The 16860-nt window shown below is 71.0% G+C and carries 16 protein-coding genes; 13 read left to right on the top strand and 3 right to left on the bottom strand.

What is annotated here, in order from left to right; all coding sequences use genetic code 11:
- Nucleotides 1-121 precede the first annotated feature (121 nt).
- The gene (locus tag ACIQWG_RS31235; protein ID WP_404101848.1) at nt 122-646 is read right to left on the bottom strand and encodes a toxin-antitoxin system, toxin component; all 525 of its coding nucleotides are present in this window, start codon (nt 644-646) and stop codon (nt 122-124) included.
- Between the two features lie 38 nt (nt 647-684).
- A complete protein-coding gene (locus tag ACIQWG_RS31240) occupies nt 685-1335 on the bottom strand; it encodes a helix-turn-helix domain-containing protein (protein WP_404101748.1) in 651 nt (216 codons plus the stop codon).
- A gap of 223 nt (nt 1336-1558) precedes the next feature.
- Here ACIQWG_RS31240 and ACIQWG_RS31245 point away from each other — a divergent pair, with 223 nt between their 5' ends.
- The 13 genes from ACIQWG_RS31245 to ACIQWG_RS31305 all read left to right on the top strand — a co-directional run bounded on the left by ACIQWG_RS31245 (nt 1559) and on the right by ACIQWG_RS31305 (nt 16076).
- A complete protein-coding gene (locus ACIQWG_RS31245) occupies nt 1559-2221 on the top strand; it encodes a hypothetical protein (protein WP_404101750.1) in 663 nt (220 codons plus the stop codon).
- Nucleotides 2222-2395: 174 nt separating this feature from the next.
- Nucleotides 2396-3547 (top strand): NAD(P)/FAD-dependent oxidoreductase, encoded by a 1152-nt coding sequence (locus ACIQWG_RS31250; protein ID WP_404101752.1) that lies wholly within the window; start codon nt 2396-2398, stop codon nt 3545-3547.
- Nucleotides 3544-3846: a (2Fe-2S)-binding protein gene (locus tag ACIQWG_RS31255; RefSeq protein ID WP_404101754.1), complete on the top strand. Its 303-nt coding sequence runs from the start codon at nt 3544-3546 to the stop codon at nt 3844-3846. Before ACIQWG_RS31250 ends, ACIQWG_RS31255 begins: the two co-directional genes overlap by 4 nt.
- Nucleotides 3836-5218, top strand: a complete 1383-nt coding sequence (locus ACIQWG_RS31260) for an FAD-dependent oxidoreductase (protein ID WP_404101756.1) — start codon at nt 3836-3838, stop codon at nt 5216-5218. Before ACIQWG_RS31255 ends, ACIQWG_RS31260 begins: the two co-directional genes overlap by 11 nt.
- Nucleotides 5215-6105: a dihydrodipicolinate synthase family protein gene (locus tag ACIQWG_RS31265; protein ID WP_404101758.1), complete on the top strand. Its 891-nt coding sequence runs from the start codon at nt 5215-5217 to the stop codon at nt 6103-6105. The genes ACIQWG_RS31260 and ACIQWG_RS31265 overlap by 4 nt, the downstream gene beginning before the upstream one ends.
- A gap of 15 nt (nt 6106-6120) precedes the next feature.
- Nucleotides 6121-7122, top strand: a complete 1002-nt coding sequence (locus tag ACIQWG_RS31270) for a proline racemase family protein (RefSeq protein ID WP_404101759.1) — start codon at nt 6121-6123, stop codon at nt 7120-7122.
- Between the two features lie 61 nt (nt 7123-7183).
- Complete coding sequence (locus ACIQWG_RS31275) at nt 7184-7882, top strand: GntR family transcriptional regulator (protein ID WP_404101761.1); 699 nt, start codon at nt 7184-7186, stop codon at nt 7880-7882.
- A gap of 62 nt (nt 7883-7944) precedes the next feature.
- The gene (locus tag ACIQWG_RS31280) at nt 7945-8943 is read left to right on the top strand and encodes a LacI family DNA-binding transcriptional regulator (RefSeq protein WP_404101762.1); all 999 of its coding nucleotides are present in this window, start codon (nt 7945-7947) and stop codon (nt 8941-8943) included.
- A 110-nt stretch (nt 8944-9053) separates the two neighbouring features.
- Nucleotides 9054-10403, top strand: a complete 1350-nt coding sequence (locus ACIQWG_RS31285) for an ABC transporter substrate-binding protein (protein WP_404101763.1) — start codon at nt 9054-9056, stop codon at nt 10401-10403.
- Nucleotides 10404-10409: 6 nt separating this feature from the next.
- A complete protein-coding gene (locus tag ACIQWG_RS31290) occupies nt 10410-11366 on the top strand; it encodes a carbohydrate ABC transporter permease (RefSeq protein ID WP_404101764.1) in 957 nt (318 codons plus the stop codon).
- A complete protein-coding gene (locus ACIQWG_RS31295; RefSeq protein WP_404101766.1) occupies nt 11363-12223 on the top strand; it encodes a carbohydrate ABC transporter permease in 861 nt (286 codons plus the stop codon). The genes ACIQWG_RS31290 and ACIQWG_RS31295 overlap by 4 nt, the downstream gene beginning before the upstream one ends.
- 42 nt (nt 12224-12265) lie before the next feature.
- Nucleotides 12266-13858 carry a glycoside hydrolase family 13 protein gene (locus ACIQWG_RS31300; protein ID WP_404101768.1) on the top strand — a complete coding sequence of 531 codons (1593 nt, stop codon included), beginning with the start codon at nt 12266-12268 and terminating at the stop codon, nt 13856-13858.
- A 76-nt stretch (nt 13859-13934) separates the two neighbouring features.
- Complete coding sequence (locus ACIQWG_RS31305; protein ID WP_404101770.1) at nt 13935-16076, top strand: discoidin domain-containing protein; 2142 nt, start codon at nt 13935-13937, stop codon at nt 16074-16076.
- Here the strand turns inward: ACIQWG_RS31305 and ACIQWG_RS31310 are convergent.
- The gene (locus ACIQWG_RS31310) at nt 16045-16857 is read right to left on the bottom strand and encodes an ABC transporter ATP-binding protein (protein ID WP_404101771.1); all 813 of its coding nucleotides are present in this window, start codon (nt 16855-16857) and stop codon (nt 16045-16047) included. The two genes, ACIQWG_RS31305 and ACIQWG_RS31310, sit on opposite strands and share 32 nt — an antisense overlap.
- Nucleotides 16858-16860 lie beyond the last annotated feature (3 nt).

Below are 16860 nucleotides of genomic sequence, written 5' to 3' on the forward strand. Positions count from 1 at the left end.
CACATGAGGGCGCACCACCAGCTTGCCGTCCACCACTGACAATCGGGTTCGTCCGCCGCTCCGGGCGTCGCCCGAGCGGGGGTACCCGACCTGCCTCGGACCGCTTCCGGGCGACGGAGCGTCAGCCCTGTGGCCCCAGGTAACCCAGTGACGCCTCGATCCGCCCCGCCAGATGGTCCCGTTGCCCGCGCGCCGACGAGTCCGCCAGCCAGGTACGGCACTTGCTGGCCAGTAACAGGCCGAAGCTCTCCGCCTCCTTCTCCTCGGCCTCGTCGAAGCGGCTGCGGGCGGCGACCTTCAGCACCGTCGAGCGCAGGTCGGCGTCGTTGCACAGGAGCCGGGCCGCCACGCTGGCGCCCTCGATGCTGTCGGTGCAGTGCCCTGCCTTCATGTGCCACAGCTCATGACCGAGGATCACCAACTGGTGGTCCGGCGCGGTGCGTTCCTCGACCACCACCAGGTCCTGGTCGGCCATGTCGAGCCACAGGCCGCTGGCGGTGCCGGGCGGGAAGGCGGCCGTACGGAAGTGGACGGGACGGCCCCGGCGTCTGCCCATCGCGTCGCACAGCGCGCGGTACAGGTTCTCGGGCGCCGCCGGCGCGGGGAGTGTCAGCTCCGCGACCAACTCGCCGCACAGGCGACGCATTTCCCTACCGATGCCCACAGATCTCCGTTCTCCCCGGATCACGACTCGGGTCGCTTGACGCTCTCCAGGAGCATGTCCAGCCACTCGGCGACCTTGTCGCGATGCTGGTCGGTGGGCAGTTGCGCGGCCCGCCAGGCGATGCCGCGCACGCCGTGGTCCTGAAGCAGTCTTTCCAACGGATCCTCCGCGGCCTGGGCGGCCTCGCGCTCCGCGAGCTTCTGGAGCAGGTCCTGCTCGGCGCGCTGGAGGGCGCCCGCCAGCGCCTCGGGGTCCTCGGCCGTGAGGAATCCGGCATGCACACGGAAGAAGCGCTGGATGGCGTCGCAGTGCTCCATGGTGGGGCGCCGGTCCCCGTTGATCAGGGCGCCGGCCTGCTGCCGTGACATGCCCGCGCCGTCGGCGATCTCCTGCTGGGTGTACTTGCGGCCGTTGGGCTTGAGACGGGTGCGGCGCAGGAGGTCCAGCCGCTGGAGGAAGCGGGCCTGCACATCGGGCTCGCCGGCGGGGCGGCCGCCGAGCAACGCCTTGACCACGGACTCGGGGACACCGCAGGCTACTGACAGGCGGCTGGTGTCGAAGACCTCCGTGTACGGCACGCCGAGCCGGTCGGCGAGCGCGGTGACACGGGCGACGACGCCTGGCAGCGCTGCCGTCGGCGGGGCGCCCGGACCCTCGAAGCCATCCGTCACCGACAGATCTCCTACGTCTCTCACAGGCTCCTCACAAGCCCTTCCCGTGAACTCGACGGAGATTACCGGGTAGTTCGAACTCACATCCAGGTCTCGCCACAACTGTGGCCAATTTCAGCCGTCAACCGGCACGAAATGCCACGATAGTTGACACGGCTCCGGCCGGGGCAGCAGGATCGGGGCGCCGCGTGAAGGCCGCATAGGCAAGAGGGGTGACCTCCCGATGGCATATCAGGCAGGTGGGCAGCGGTCCGTACCGCGACCCGTCCCCGAGAGGCCCGAGGCCCAGGCGTATCTGAGGGACCTCGCCGGCCTCGTGGAAGCCGTGCCCTTCCCTTCGGTCGTTCTCGATCACCGCTGGGACGTCGTGCTGGCGAACACCGCTTTCGCGTCACTTTTCCGCGGTGTGGGCCCGCATCCGACGGCCATGCCCGGCGAGAACCTCCTCAGGTTCGTCCTCTTCCACCCCGACGCGAGCACCGTGCTCGGCGACCACGAGTCCAGCTGGTGCCTGCCGATGCTGGCCCAGTTCGCGGACGCCGTGGAGCGGCACGGCCACGACCACGGGCTCCAGGCCATCCGGCGGGAGATCGCCCAGGATCCGATCATGGAGGCGGCCTACCGGCAGGGACTGCCGCACTGGCGCCGCGCGGTCGGTGAGCGGGCAGTCGCCCAGGACGGCGCCGTACGTCCCCTGCTGCATCCCGATCCGCGCTGGGGTGCCACCGAGTGCCGGGTCGTCGACGAGACGCCCAGGACTCTCCAGGAGATGGGCTACACCCGGCTGACGCTGGTGCTGCGCGAGGTGCGCCGGGACCGGCCCCGGGTGCGTGCGGTGCGCCGCGGCGCGGCCCACCTGCGCGTGGTGCCCGCCACCGAGGACTGACCGGGGCACCGTCGGCGTTCAGGTCGCCGGCGGCGCCCCGTCAGCACAGCGCGTTTCCTTGCCGGCTCCACGGCCTTGCGCCGGCCGCCTTGCGCGACCACCTTCGCGCCATTCCCTTGCGCCGGCCGCCTTCGCGCCATTCCCTCGAAGAGTGGTGTGTGACATAGTACTGGCGTGAGCGAGCGACTGACCTGCGACGTCGTGGTCGTCGGAGCCGGGATGGTGGGCGCCGCCTGTGCGTGGTACGCGAGCCGGGCGGGGCTCGACGTGATCCTCGTCGACCGTGGCCCGGTGGCCGGCGGTACGACGGGCGCCGGTGAGGGCAACGTCCTTGTCTCGGACAAGGAACCGGGCCCCGAGCTGGACCTCGCGCTGCTGTCCTGCCGTCTGTGGGGCGAGCTGGCGCGGGAGTTCGGCCCGGCCGTCGAGTACGAGGCGAAGGGCGGGGTCGTGGTGGCCTCGTCCGCGGCCGGACTCACGGCGCTGGAGGGGTTCGCCGACGGGCAGCGCGCCGCCGGGGTCGTCGCCGAACCGGTCGCGGGCGACGCCCTGTACGAGCTCGAACCCCATCTGGCCCCCGACCTGCCGGGCGGCGTCCACTACCCCCAGGACCGCCAGGTCATGCCCGCCCTGGCCGCCGCCCACCTCCTCCGCGCCTCCGGTGCCCGCCTGTTCACCGGCCGCACGGTGACTGGCGTCCTGCGCGCGCCCGACGGCGCGGTGCGCGGGGTGCGCACGGACCGGGGCGACATCCACGCCCCGGCGGTCGTCAACGCGGCCGGCACCTGGGGCGGCGAACTCGCCGCGCTGGCCGGCGCCCATCTCCCCGTTCTGCCCCGGCGAGGCTTCGTCCTGGTCACCGAGCCCCTCCCGCGCAAGGTCCGGCACAAGGTGTACGCCGCCGACTACGTGGCCGACGTCGCCGGCGACTCGGCGGCGTTGCAGACCTCGCCGGTGGTCGAGGGCACCGCGGCCGGCCCGATCCTGATCGGCGCGAGCCGGGAACGCGTCGGATTCGACCGGACCTTCTCCCTGCCCGTCGTACGGGCGCTGGCGGCGGGCGCGACGCGGCTGTTCCCGTTCCTGACGGACGTCCACGCGATGCGCGCCTACCTGGGCTTCCGCCCGTACCTGCCGGATCATCTGCCGGCCGTCGGACCGGACCCGCGCGTGCCCGGCCTGCACCACGCCTGCGGTCACGAGGGCGCCGGCATCGGACTGGCCACCGGCACCGGCCACTTGATCGCACAGGCGCTGACCGAGAAGACCCCCGACCTGGACCTGACGCCGTTCCGTCCCGACCGCTTCGCCGAGGAGGCCGTATGAGAACCCCGCTGGACCTCGCCGACGCCCACCCGGGGCCGGCCTTCACGGTCACCCTGGACGGTCGCGAGATCGAGGCACTTCCCGGGCAGTCGATCGCCGCCGCGCTCTGGGCCGCCGGGATCACCTCCTGGCGGACCACCCGCGGCGGCGGGCGCCCACGCGGCGTGTTCTGCGGCATCGGCGTCTGCTTCGACTGCCTGGTCACAGTCAACGACCGCCCGAACCAGCGGGCCTGTCTGGTGCCGCTCCACCCGGGTGACGCGATCCGGACGCAGGAGGGGACGGGGCATGACGGCTGACCTCGTGGTGATCGGTGCAGGGCCCGCGGGGCTCGCGGGGGCGGTGGCGGCGGCCCGGCAGGGCCTGGACGTGGCCGTCGTGGACTCGGCGGCGCAGATGGGCGGGCAGTTCTACCGTCAGCCCGCGTCGGGGCTCGGCGCTCGCCGCCCGCGGGCCCTGCATCACCAGTGGCGGACCTGGGAGCGGCTCCGGGACGCGTCGGCCGTGAGTGCCGTGCGGTTCCTGCCCGGTCACCATGTCTGGGCCGTGGAACGGGACTCCGACGGCTTCGCGGTCCACGCCCTGGTCGGCGACGAGCAGCGGGAGCCGGTCGTTGTGCGAAGCGCCGCCGTCCTCCTGGCCACCGGCGGCTACGAACGGGTGTTCCCCTTCCCTGGCTGGACCCTCCCCGGAGTCGTCACCGCCGGCGGTGCGCAGGCCATGCTGAAGGGCGGGCTCGTGGTGCCGGGACGCAGGGCCGTCGTCGCCGGGACGGGGCCGCTGCTGCTGCCCGTGGCGACCGGGCTCGCGGCGGCCGGCGTCGACGTCGCGGCGCTCGTGGAAGCGGCCGGTGCCAGGGACGTCGTACGGCACGGCCGGTCGCTGGCCGCGAAGTTGCCCGAGGGCGCCGGATACGCGGTCCGTCTCCTGCGTCATCGCGTTCGCCTCCTCGGCCGCCACGCGGTCGTCCGCGCCCACGGCGAGGACCGGCTGACCGGGGTCACCGTCGCCGCGCTCGGCGCCGACGGGCGCGTCCGGCAGGGCACCGAACGCCGGCTGGCGTGCGACACCCTCGCCGTCGGACACGGCATGCTCCCGCACACCGACCTCGCCCAGACGCTGGGTTGCCGCCTGGACGGCTCGACGGTGGCCGTCGACGACGAGCAGCGCACCGACGTGCCCGGCGTCTGGGCGGCGGGGGAGTCGACCGGCATCGGCGGCTCGGCCCTCGCCCTGGCCGAGGGGCACCTCGCCGGACTCTCCGCCGCCGCACGGCTGAAGGGCACGGACCCCGACCCGGCGCGGTGGACCCCGGCGGCCAAGGCCCGTACGCGACTTCGCAAGGTCGCCGCCGCCCTCGACGCCGCGTATCCGCCGCCGGAGCACTGGAGCGAGCCGGTCGCCGACGACACCCTCGTCTGCCGCTGCGAGGAGGTCACCGCCGGTGCCGTCCGCGAGGCCGTGGACCGACTCGGCGCGGGCGACCTCCGCACCGTGAAGCTGCTGACCCGGGCCGGCATGGGCTGGTGCCAGGGACGCGTGTGCGAGCCCGCGGTCGCCGGGCTCGCCGGATGCGAACCCACGCCGTCCCGGCGGCCGTTCGCGAGGCCCGTACCGCTCGGCGTACTCGCCCGACAGCACGACACCGCCCCTCGGAGAGGAACCCCATGACCGACCACCGCCCCTGGCACGGCGTCCTCGTCGCCACCGCCCTCCCGCTCGACGACGACCTCCGCGTCGACCACGCCAAGTACGCCGAGCACTGCGCCTGGCTCGTCGAGAACGGCTGCGACGGCGTCGTACCGAACGGCTCGCTCGGGGAGTACCAGGTGCTCACTCCGGAGGAGCGGGCGAAGGTCGTGGAGACGGCGGTCTCCGCGATCGGCGGCTCGCGGGTGATGCCCGGCGTCGCCGCCTACGGCTCGGCCGAGGCCCGGCGCTGGGCCGAACAGGCGCGGGACGCGGGCTGTGCGTCCGTGATGCTGCTGCCGCCGAACGCGTACCGTGCCGACGAGCGGTCGGTGCTGTGGCACTACGAGGAGGTCGCCAAGGCCGGCATCCCCGTGGTGGCGTACAACAACCCCGTCGACACCAAGGTCGACCTCGTCCCCGAACTGCTCGCCAAGCTGCACGGCGAGGGCCACATCCACGCGGTCAAGGAGTTCTCCGGCGACGTCCGCCGCGCCTACCAGCTCGCCGAACTCGCCCCGGAACTGGATCTGTTGATCGGCGCCGACGACGTCCTGCTGGAGCTGGCGCTGGCAGGCGCGAAGGGCTGGGTGGCCGGCTACCCGAACGCGCTGCCCCGCGCCTGCGTGGAGCTCTACCGCGCCGCCGTCGCCGGTGACCTCGGCACGGCCAGGAAGCTCTACGAGCAGCTGCACCCGCTGCTGCGCTGGGACTCCAAGGTCGAGTTCGTGCAGGCGATCAAGCTGTCCATGGACGTGGTCGGCCGGCACGGTGGACGCTGCCGGCCACCTAGGGTCCCGCTGCTGCCGGAGCAGGCGGCCGTCATCCGCGCCGCGACCGAGCGTGCCGTGGCCGCGGGGCCGGCGTAAGGCGAGGCTGGACCCATGCGCAGCAAACTCGTCCTGCACGCCGTCGACTCGCACACCGAGGGCATGCCCACCCGTGTGATCACCGGCGGTATCGGGACCGTCCCCGGCGCGACCATGAACGAGCGGCGCCTGTACTTCCGTGAGCACCGCGACGACATCAAGCAGCTGTTGATGAACGAGCCGCGCGGCCACTCCGCGATGAGTGGCGCCATCCTCCAGCCGCCCACCCGCCCCGACTGCGACTGGGGCGTGCTCTACATCGAGGTCTCCGGCTATCTGCCGATGTGCGGGCACGGCACGATCGGCGTGGCGACCGTGCTGGTCGAGACCGGCATGGTCGAGGTCGTCGAGCCGGTCACCACGATCCGCCTCGACACCCCGGCGGGCCTCGTCGTCGCCGAGGTGGCGGTGGCGGACGGCGCCGCGAAGGCGGTCACCCTCCAGAACGTCCCGTCCTTCGCCGTCGCCCTCGACCGCAAGATCACCCTGGCCGACGGGCGTGCGGTGACATACGACATGGCATACGGCGGCAACTTCTACGCCATCCTGCCGCTGGAGCAGTTCGGGCTGCCCTTCGACCGCTCCCGCAAGGACGACATCCTCGCGGCGGGACTCTCCCTCATGGCGGCGATCAACGCCGAGGAGGAGCCCGTCCACCCCGAGGACCCCTCCATCCACGGCTGCCATCACGTCCACCTGCTCGCCCCCGGCGCCACCGCCCGTCATTCGCGGCACGCGATGGCCATCCACCCCGGCTGGTTCGACCGTTCGCCCTGCGGCACCGGCACGAGCGCGCGGATGGCACAGCTGCACGCCCGGGGCGAACTGCCCCTGCACACCGAGTTCGTCAACGAGTCCTTCATCGGGACGCGGTTCACCGGACGCCTCCTCGGCACCACCGAGGTCGCGGGCCGACCGGCCGTCCTGCCCAGCTTCACCGGCCGCGCGTGGATCACCGGCACCGCCCAGTACCTGCTCGACCCGTCGGACCCGTTCCCGGCCGGGTTCGTGCTGTGAACGTCGACGATAATGAGGGCTACCAGTACGTGACACGTGATATTGCACAGCTAGGAGACCCATGCCCGCCCAGCGCACCGGCGCCCCCGCCACCGCAGCCGCCCCCGCGCTGCCCACCCTGGGCGGCAGGAAGAGCAGCTACCGGGAGCGGGTCGCCGACGCCCTGCGGGCCGCGCTGATCGCCGGTGAGCTGCTCCCCGGCGAGGTGTACTCGGCGCCGACGCTGGCCGCCCGCTTCGGGGTCTCGGCGACCCCGGTGCGCGAGGCCATGCTGGACCTGGTCAAGGAAGGCCTGATGGACACGGTCCCCAACAAGGGCTTCCGGGTCACGGCCGTCTCCGAGCGGCAGCTCGACGAGTACAAGCACATCCGGGCGCTCATCGAGATCCCCACCGTGGTCGAGCTGGCCGGGACCGGCGACAAGGTGTCCCTGGAGGCGCTGCGCCCGGCCGCCCGGGAGATCGTCCAGGCCGCGGTCGCCGGCGACCTCATCGCGTACGTCGAGGCCGACACCCGCTTCCACCTCGGGCTGCTCGCCCTCGCGGGCAATGCCCACCTCGTCGAGGTCGTGGGCGACCTCCGCAAGCGCTCCCGCCTCTACGGGCTCACCGCACTCGTCGAGGCCGGCCGCCTGCTGGCCTCCGCCGAGGAGCACCTCGAACTCCTCGACGCGCTGATCGCCCGCGACGAGAAGGCCGTACGCGAGGTCATGACCCGTCATCTGGGACACGTTCGCGGGCTCTGGGCGGCGAAGAAGTAGCGTCACCGCTCAGAGGCGCCACGACGCAAGCGGCTTGCGTTTCTTGCGCTATTCTTGCGTTCATGACGCGACGACTTGCTGAAGTGGCGAAGAAGGTCGGGGTCAGCGAGGCCACGGTCAGCCGGGTGCTGAACGGCAAGCCCGGTGTCTCCGCGGCCACCCGGCAGGCGGTGCTGTCCGCCCTGGACGTCCTCGGCTACGAACGGCCCACACAGCTGCGCGGCGAACGCGCCCGGCTCGTCGGGCTCGTCCTGCCCGAGTTGCAGAACCCCATCTTCCCGGCGTTCGCCGAGGTCATCGGCGGGGCGCTGGCCCAGCTCGGGCTCACCCCCGTGCTGTGCACACAGACCAAGGGCGGGGTCTCCGAAGCGGACTACGTGGACCTGCTGCTGCAACAGCAGGTTTCCGGCGTCGTGTTCGCCGGCGGTCTGTACGCCCAGAGCGACGCGCCGCACGACCACTACAAGGAGCTCGCCGACCGCAACATCCCCGTGGTGCTGGTCAACGCCGCCATCGAGCACCTCGGCTTCCCCGGCGTGTCCTGCGACGACGCCGTGGCCGTGGAACAGGCGTGGCGACACCTGGCCTCACTCGGGCACGAGCGGATCGGGCTGGTCCTCGGGCCCGGTGACCATGTGCCGTCCGCGCGGAAGCTGGCCGCGGCGCGAGCGCTCGCCGGAGAGCTGCCCGACGAGCGTGTCGCCCGCGCGATGTTCTCGATCGAGGGCGGCCACGCCGCCGCCACCCGGCTCATCGAGCGGGGCGTCACCGGGTTCATCTGCGCCAGCGACCCACTCGCGCTGGGGGTCGTACGGGCCGCTCGGCGCAAGGGACTTGACGTCCCGTCGCAGATCTCGGTCGTCGGCTACGACGACTCCGCGCTGATGAACTGCACGGAACCGCCGCTGACCACCGTGCGACAGCCGATCGAGGCCATGGGCCGGGCCGTGGTCGAACTCCTCAACGCGCAGATCGGAGGCCGCGCCGTGTCCGCCGACGAGTTGCTGTTCGAACCGGAGCTCGTGGTGCGCGGCTCGACGGCCCAGGCACCTCGTCGCTGAGATCCACATCTCTGTCGAATAATTGCAAATTCTACGCGACATCTTGCGAAGAGCTGTCGCCGGTGCTTGAGTGTGCGGCGCCCACCGCTCCTGCCCAGAGGGGTCCACCGATGAGAAGCACCGGGTTCCGCCGTACCTTCGCCGCGCTGAGTGTCTGCTCCCTCGCCCTCGCCGTCTCCGCCTGCGGGTCGGGCGACGACGACTCGGCGAGCGGCAAGACCCGCATCACGGTCAACTGCATGCCGCCCAAGAGCGCCAAGGTCGACCGCCAGTTCTTCGAGCAGGACATCGCCGCCTTCGAGAAGGCCAACCCGGACATCGACGTCGTCGCGCACGACGCGTTCCCCTGCCAGGACCCGAAGACCTTCGACGCCAAGCTCGCCGGCGGGCAGATGGAGGACGTCTTCTACACGTACTTCACCGACGCCCGGCACGTCGTCGACATCAACCAGGCCGCCGATCTCACCCCGTACGTCAAGGAGTTGAAGAGCTACGGCACCATCCAGCAGCAGCTGCGCGACATCTACACCGTCGACGGCAAGATCTACGGTGTCCCGCGCACCGGCTACTCGATGGGCCTGATCTACAACAAGGCGCTCTTCGAGAAGGCCGGCCTCGACCCCGACAAGCCCCCGGCCACCTGGGAAGAGCTCCGGGCCGCCGCCAAGAAGATCGCCGCACTGGGCGACGGAACCATCGGATACGCCGACTACAGCGCCCAGAACCAGGGCGGCTGGCACTTCACCGCCGAGCTCTACTCACAGGGCGGGGACGTGGTGAGCGCCGACGGGAGGAAGGCCACCGTCGACACCGCCGAGGGCCGCGCGGTCCTCCAGAACCTGCACGACATGCGCTGGACCGACGACTCGATGGGCAGCAAGCAGCTCCTGGTCATCAACGACGTCCAGCAGATGATGGGTTCCGGCAAGCTCGGCATGTACCTCTCCGCGCCCGACAACATCCCGATCCTGGTCAAGGAGAAGGGCGGCAACTACAAGGACCTCGCGCTCGCCCCCATGCCCGGCGGAGAGGGCACGCTCATCGGCGGCGACGGCTACATGTTCAACAAGAAGGCCGGCCCCGAGCAGATACGCGCCGGCCTGAAGTGGCTCGAGCACATGTTCCTGACCCCGGGCAAGGGATTCCTCGGCGACTACGCCCGCGCCAAGAAGGCCGACGCCCCGGTCGGCCTGCCCGAGCCGCGCCTGTTCACCGGCGCCGCCGACGCCAAGGACCAGGAGGTCAAGGAGGCCCACGCGAACGTCCCGGTGGAGAACTACCAGGCCTTCCTGGACGGCAACCAGAGCCTGGAGATGAAGATCGAGCCGCCGAGCGCGCAGCAGATCTACTCCGTCCTCGACGGCGTCGTCTCCGCCGTCCTCACCAAGAAGGACGCCGACATCGACCAGCTCCTCGAGGACGCGTCCGGGAAGATCGACAGCATTCTGGCGCGGGGCTGACGGACCATGACCAAGACGGCTCAGCGGGCGACCGTCGAGAAGATCGCGGTCCGTCCGACGCAGGCGCCGCCCCCGGCAGGGGACCGGGGGCGGCGCCGCCTCGCCGACCAACTGCGTGCCTACGGCTTCCTCGTCGGCGGCCTCGTCTGCTTCGCCCTCTTCTCCTGGTACCCGGCGATCCGCGCGGTCGTGATCGCCTTCCAGAAGTACACGCCCGGATCGGACCCCGAGTGGGTCGGCACCGCCAACTTCACGCGCGTCTTCGCCGACCCGGAGTTCTCCGCCGCCTGGCGCAACACGCTCACCTTCACGCTGCTCGCCCTGCTGATCGGCTTCGCCATCCCCTTCGTACTCGCCCTGGTCCTCAATGAGTTGAGGCACGCCAAGGTGTTCTTCCGGGTCGTCGTCTATCTGCCCGTGATGATCCCGCCGGTGGTCAGCGCCCTGCTGTGGAAGTGGTTCTACGACCCCGGAACCGGCCTCGCCAACGAGGCGCTGCGGTTCCTGCACCTGCCCACCTCGAACTGGTCCAACGGCGCCGACACGGCACTGGTCTCCCTGGTGATCGTGGCCACCTGGGCCAATATGGGCGGCACCGTCCTGATCTATCTGGCGGCGCTCCAGTCCGTCCCCGGCGAGCTGTACGAGGCCGCCGAACTCGACGGCGCGAACCTGCTCCAGCGCATCCGGCACGTCACGATCCCGCAGACCCGCTTCGTGATCCTGATGCTGATGCTCCTTCAGATCATCGCCACCATGCAGGTCTTCACCGAGCCCTTCGTCATCACGGGCGGCGGCCCGGAGAACGCCACGGTCACCGTCCTGTACCTGATCTACAAGTACGCCTTCCTCTACAACGACTTCGGCGGCGCCTGCGCCCTCAGCGTGATGCTCCTCGCACTCCTCGGTGCCTTCTCCGCCGTGTACCTGCGTCTGACGCGTACCGAAGGGGAGGACGCATGACCACCCGGACCCTTCTCTCCCCGGCGGCGCTCGCCCGCCCGCGCGGCAAGGCCGTCTACTGGTCGGTCTTCACCGGCACGGTCCTGCTGTTCACGCTCGCCTTCCTCTTCCCCGTGTACTGGATGGTGACGGGGGCGATGAAGTCACCGGACGAGGTGGCGCGGACGCCGCCCAGCCTCGTCCCGGAGCAGTGGCACGTCAGCGGCTACACCGACGCATGGGACCTGATGCAGCTGCCCAGCCACCTCTGGAACACCGTCGTCCAGGCGGCCGGCGCCTGGCTGTTCCAGATCGTGTTCTGCACGGCCGCCGCCTACGCGCTGTCCAAGCTGCGGCCCGTCTTCGGCAAGGTGCTCCTCGGCGGCATCCTCGCCACCCTGATGGTCCCGGCCCAGGCGCTGGTCGTCCCGAAGTACCTGACCGTGGCGGACCTCGGGCTGCTCAACGACCCGCTGGCCATCTGGCTGCCGGCCGTCGCCAACGCCTTCAACCTCTATCTGCTGAAGCGGTTCTTCGACCAGCTCCCGCGCGATGTCCTTCAGGCCGCCGAGATCGACGGCGCCGGGAAGCTGCGCACCCTGTGGTCGATCGTGCTGCCGATGTCCCGGCCGGTGCTGGGCGTGGTCTCGATCTTCGCGCTGGTGGCCGTGTGGCAGGACTTCCTGTGGCCGCTGATGGTCTTCTCCGACACCGAGAAGCAGCCGATCAGCGTGGCGCTCGTCCAGTTGTCGCAGAACATCCCGCTGACCGTGCTCATCGCCGCGATGGTGATCGCCAGCATCCCCATGGTCGCCATGTTCCTGGTCTTCCAGCGGCACATCATCGCCGGGATCGGCGCGGGCAGCACCAAGGGCTGAGAACGCCCTGTCCTCGATCCTTCCGACAGAAAGGGCCGCACCGTGGCACAGCCCCGTCCTGCCGCCGCACCGTGGTGGCGCTCCGCCGTCATCTACCAGGTCTACGTCCGCAGCTTCGCTGACGGCGACGGCGACGGCACCGGCGACCTCGCGGGCGTCCGCGCCCGGCTGCCGTATCTCGCCGAACTCGGCGTGAACGCCCTGTGGTTCACGCCCTGGTACGTCTCTCCGATGAAGGACGGCGGCTACGACGTCGCCGACTACCGCGCGATCGACCCGGCGTTCGGCACCCTCGCCGAGGCGGAGAAACTCATCGCCGAGGCGCGTGAGCTGGGCATCCGCACGATCGTCGACATCGTGCCGAACCATGTGTCCGACCGGCACCCCTGGTTCCAGGCGGCGCTGAAGGGCGGCCCGGAGCGCGAGCTGTTCCACTTCCGGCCCGGACGCGGCCCGGGCGGCGAACTCCCGCCCAACGACTGGCCCTCGCAGTTCGTCGGCTCCACCGAGCCGGTCTGGACCCGGCTGCCCGACGGGGACTGGTACCTCCACCTCTTCACCCCCGAACAGCCCGACCTCAACTGGGCCCACCCCGTCGTCCGTCAGGAGCACGAGGACATCCTGCGCTTCTGGTTCGAGCGAGGCGTGGCCGGCGTACGCATCGACTCGGCCGCGCTGCTCGCCAAGGACCCCGCGCTCACCGACCTCGCCGACACCCCCGGCCCCCACCCCTTCGTCGACCGCGACGAACTCCACGACATCTACCGTTCCTGGCGGACCGTCGCCGACGAGCACGACGGGGTCTTCGTCGGCGAGGTCTGGCTCCCCGACCCCGAGCGCTTCGCCCGCTACCTGCGCCCCGACGAGCTGCACACCGCCTTCAACTTCGCGTTCCTGTCCTGCCCCTGGGACGCCGAGCGGCTGCGCGCGTCGATCGACACCACCCTCGCCGAGCACGCGCCGGTCGGCGCCCCCGCGACCTGGGTCCTGTGCAATCACGACGTCACCCGCACGGTCACCCGTTACGGCCGCGAGGACACCGGCTTCGACTTCGCGGCCAAGGCCTTCGGCACCCCGACCGACCTGGCTCTCGGCACCCGGCGCGCCCGCGCCGCCGCCCTGCTGTCGCTCGCCCTGCCCGGAGCCGTCTACCTGTACCAGGGTGAGGAACTGGGCCTGCCCGAGGCCGACATCCCGCTCGACCGCATCCAGGACCCCATGCACGCCCGCTCCGGCGGCGCCGACCCGGGCCGGGACGGCTGCCGGGTACCGCTGCCCTGGGCGGCCGACGGGCCGTACGCGGGATTCGGGTCGCGCGAGGAGCCCTGGCTGCCCCAGCCCGCCGACTGGGCGTCGTACGCGGTCGACCGCCAGGCAGCGGACCCGCGCTCGATGCTCAACCTGTATCGCGAGGCCATCGGGCTCCGCCCGGTGTTCGGCGACGGCCCGCTCACCTGGCTGCCCTCGCCGGACGGCGTGCTCGCCTTCACCCGGGCGCCCGGTGTGACCTGTGTGGTCAACCTCGCGGACGAGCCCGCCGAGCTGCCGTCCGCCCGCGAACTCCTGCTCGCCAGCGACCCGTTGGACGCCGACGGGCGGCTGCCGAAGGACACCGCGGTCTGGCTGCGCGCCTGAGACCGCGGCCCGCTATCCCCGTACCCCCACCACGAAGGGATCAGCAATGCAGCGCACCAGCAGATGTGTCAGGATCATGCCAACCGCGGTGGTCGTCGCTCTCGCCGCCGGCCTGGTCACCGCGACGGCCCCCGCCGCCCGGGCGGCGTCCGGCGCCACCGTGCCCTTCACCTCGGTCGAGGCCGAGTCCGCCACCACGACCGGCGCCAGGATCGGCCCCGACCACACCCAGGGCACCCTCGCGTCGGAGGCCTCCGGCCGCCAGGCCGTACGTCTCGCCGCCGGCCAGCGTGTCGAGTTCACGGTCCCGCGGGCGGCCAACGCGGTGAACCTCGCCTACAGCGTCCCCGACGGCCAGTCCGGCAGCCTCGACGTGTACGTCAACGGTCAGAAGATCGCGAAGACCCTGCCCGTCACCTCGAAGTACTCCTACGTCGACACGGGCTGGATCCCGGGTGCCAAGACGCACCACTTCTACGACAACGCCCGGCTGTTGCTCGGCCAGAACGTGCAGGCGGGGGACAAGGTGGCCGTCCAGGCGACCGGTGTCCAGGTCACCGTCGACGTCGCCGACTTCGAACAGGCCGCCGGTCCCGCCGGGCAGCCCGCCGGATCGGTGTCCGTCGTCTCCAAGGGTGCCGACCCCACCGGCAACGGCGACTCCACCCAGGCCTTCCGGGACGCCATCGCCGCCGCCCAGGGAGGAGTGGTCTGGATTCCGCCGGGGGACTACAAGCTGACGTCCTCGCTGAGCGGCGTCCAGAACGTCACCCTCCAGGGCGCCGGCCACTGGCACACCGTCGTGCACACCTCCCGCTTCATCGACCAGTCCAGTTCCTCCGGCAACGTCCACATCAAGAACTTCGCGGTCATCGGCGAGGTCACCGAGCGCGTCGACTCCAACCCCGACAATTTCGTCAACGGGTCGCTGGGGCCGAACAGTTCGGTCTCCGGCATGTGGCTCCAGCACCTCAAGGTCGGCCTCTGGCTGCTGGGCAACAACGACAACCTCGTCGTCGAGAACAACCGCTTCCTCGACATGACCGCCGACGGACTCAACCTCAACGGCAACGCGCGCGGGGTGAGGGTCCGCCACAACTTCCTGCGCAACCAGGGCGACGACGCGCTCGCCATGTGGTCGCTGTACGCCCCGGACACCAACAGCAGCTTCGAGAACAACACGATCACCCAGCCGAACCTCGCCAACGGCATCGCGATCTACGGCGGCACCGACATCACCGTCAAGGACAACCTGATCTCCGACACCAACGCCCTCGGCAGCGGCATCGCGATCTCCAACCAGAAGTTCCTCGACCCCTTCCACCCGCTGTCCGGCACCATCACAGTCGACGGCAACACCCTGGTCCGCACCGGCGCGATGAACCCCAACTGGAACCACCCGATGGGCGCCATCAGGGTCGACTCCTACGACAGCGCCATCGAGGCGAACGTCCGCATCACCGACACGACCATCACCGACAGCCCGTACAGCGCCTTCGAGTTCGTGTCGGGCAGCGGGCGCGGCTTCGCGGCGAAGAACATCACCGTCGACGGCGCCACCGTGCGCAACACCGGCACGGTCGTCGTCCAGGCCGAGACCCAGGGCGCCGCCACCTTCCGCAACGTCACGGCGAGCGGCGTGGGCGCGGCCGGAATCTACAACTGCCCCTACCCGTCCGGCTCCGGCACCTTCGCCCTCACCGACGGCGGCGGCAACTCCGGATGGTCCAGCATCTGGTCGGACTGCTCGACCTGGCCGCAGCCCGGCCAGGGCAACCCCGACCCCGACCCCGCGCGCAACCTCGCCAAGGGCCGTCCGGCCACCGCGACCGGTTCGCAGGACGTCTACACCCCGGCCAAGGCCGTCGACGGCGACGCGAACAGCTACTGGGAGTCCAGCAACAACGCCTTCCCGCAGTCCCTGACGGTCGACCTCGGCTCCAGCGAGGCGGTCCGCCGGCTGGTGCTCAAGCTGCCGCCGTCCTCGGCGTGGGGCGCGCGTACCCAGACCGTCACGGTGCTGGGCAGCACCGACGGCTCGAACTACTCGACGGTCGTCGGCGCCACCGGCTACCGCTTCGACCCGGCCACCGGCAACACGGTCACCGTCGCCCTGCCCGGCGGCACCAGCCTGCGCCACCTGCGGCTGGCCGTGAGTGCCAACACCGGCTGGCCGGCGGGGCAGTTCAGTGAGGTGGAGGCGTATCTGACTTCGTGACCGCGTCGCGCATGCCCCCGCGCTTCGCCGCCTGGATCTGCTCGTACACATGGGTACGCAGCTCGGCGAAGCGCGGGTCCACGCGGGTGTGCAACTGGTCGCGCTCGGAGGGCAGTTCGACCTTCAGCTGCTCCTGTACGACGGTCGGGGAGGCGGACAGCACGATCACCCGCTCGCCCAGATAGACGGCCTCGTCGATGTCGTGGGTGACGAACAGGATCGTGATGCCGCGCTGCCGCCACAGCCCCCGGACCAGGTCCTCCAGCTCGGCTCGGGTCTGCGCGTCGACCGCCGCGAACGGCTCGTCCATCAGCAGCACACGAGGTTCGTACGCCAGCGCCCGCGCGATGGCCACCCGCTGCTGCATTCCGCCGGACAACTGCCACGGATACGCCCCCACGGCATCCGCGAGGCCCACCGACTCCAGCGCGTCCCGCACCAGCTCTCGACGCCTGGACTTCGTCAAATCCTTCTGCTTGAGCGGTAGTTCGACATTCTCGCCGACCCGCATCCAGGGGAAGAGGCTGCGCCCGTACTCCTGGAACACGAAGGCCATCCCGGGCGGGGGACCGGTCACCCGCCGCCCCTCCAGCAGCACTTCACCACCGGTCGGCGCGAGCAGTCCCCCCATGCACTTCAGCAGGGTCGTCTTGCCGCAGCCCGACGGGCCGACGAGGCAGACGAGTTCGCCCGGCTCGACGGTGAAGGTGAGGTCGCGCACCGCCTCCACCCGCCGGCCGGACCCCTCGTAGACCTTCTTCAGGCCGCGTACATCGAGCATGGA

It is taken from the genome of Streptomyces sp. NPDC098781, from assembly GCF_044759995.1.
Classification (GTDB): Bacteria; Actinomycetota; Actinomycetes; order Streptomycetales; family Streptomycetaceae; genus Streptomyces.

What these genes read in the sequence shown, in the direction of transcription:
- ACIQWG_RS31290 (WP_404101764.1), top strand. Translation starts at nt 10,410, where the DNA reads ATGACCAAGACGGCTCAGCGGGCGACCGTCGAGAAGATCGCGGTCCGT.
- ACIQWG_RS31305 (WP_404101770.1), top strand. Translation starts at nt 13,935, where the DNA reads ATGCCAACCGCGGTGGTCGTCGCTCTCGCCGCCGGCCTGGTCACCGCG.
- ACIQWG_RS31245 (WP_404101750.1), top strand. Translation starts at nt 1,559, where the DNA reads ATGGCATATCAGGCAGGTGGGCAGCGGTCCGTACCGCGACCCGTCCCC.
- ACIQWG_RS31295 (WP_404101766.1), top strand. Translation starts at nt 11,363, where the DNA reads ATGACCACCCGGACCCTTCTCTCCCCGGCGGCGCTCGCCCGCCCGCGC.
- ACIQWG_RS31270 (WP_404101759.1), top strand. Translation starts at nt 6,121, where the DNA reads ATGCGCAGCAAACTCGTCCTGCACGCCGTCGACTCGCACACCGAGGGC.
- ACIQWG_RS31260 (WP_404101756.1), top strand. Translation starts at nt 3,836, where the DNA reads ATGACGGCTGACCTCGTGGTGATCGGTGCAGGGCCCGCGGGGCTCGCG.
- ACIQWG_RS31255 (WP_404101754.1), top strand. Translation starts at nt 3,544, where the DNA reads ATGAGAACCCCGCTGGACCTCGCCGACGCCCACCCGGGGCCGGCCTTC.
- ACIQWG_RS31310 (WP_404101771.1), bottom strand. Translation starts at nt 16,857, where the DNA reads ATGCTCGATGTACGCGGCCTGAAGAAGGTCTACGAGGGGTCCGGCCGG.
- ACIQWG_RS31235 (WP_404101848.1), bottom strand. Translation starts at nt 646, where the DNA reads ATGCGTCGCCTGTGCGGCGAGTTGGTCGCGGAGCTGACACTCCCCGCG.
- ACIQWG_RS31280 (WP_404101762.1), top strand. Translation starts at nt 7,945, where the DNA reads ATGACGCGACGACTTGCTGAAGTGGCGAAGAAGGTCGGGGTCAGCGAG.
- ACIQWG_RS31285 (WP_404101763.1), top strand. Translation starts at nt 9,054, where the DNA reads ATGAGAAGCACCGGGTTCCGCCGTACCTTCGCCGCGCTGAGTGTCTGC.
- ACIQWG_RS31275 (WP_404101761.1), top strand. Translation starts at nt 7,184, where the DNA reads ATGCCCGCCCAGCGCACCGGCGCCCCCGCCACCGCAGCCGCCCCCGCG.
- ACIQWG_RS31265 (WP_404101758.1), top strand. Translation starts at nt 5,215, where the DNA reads ATGACCGACCACCGCCCCTGGCACGGCGTCCTCGTCGCCACCGCCCTC.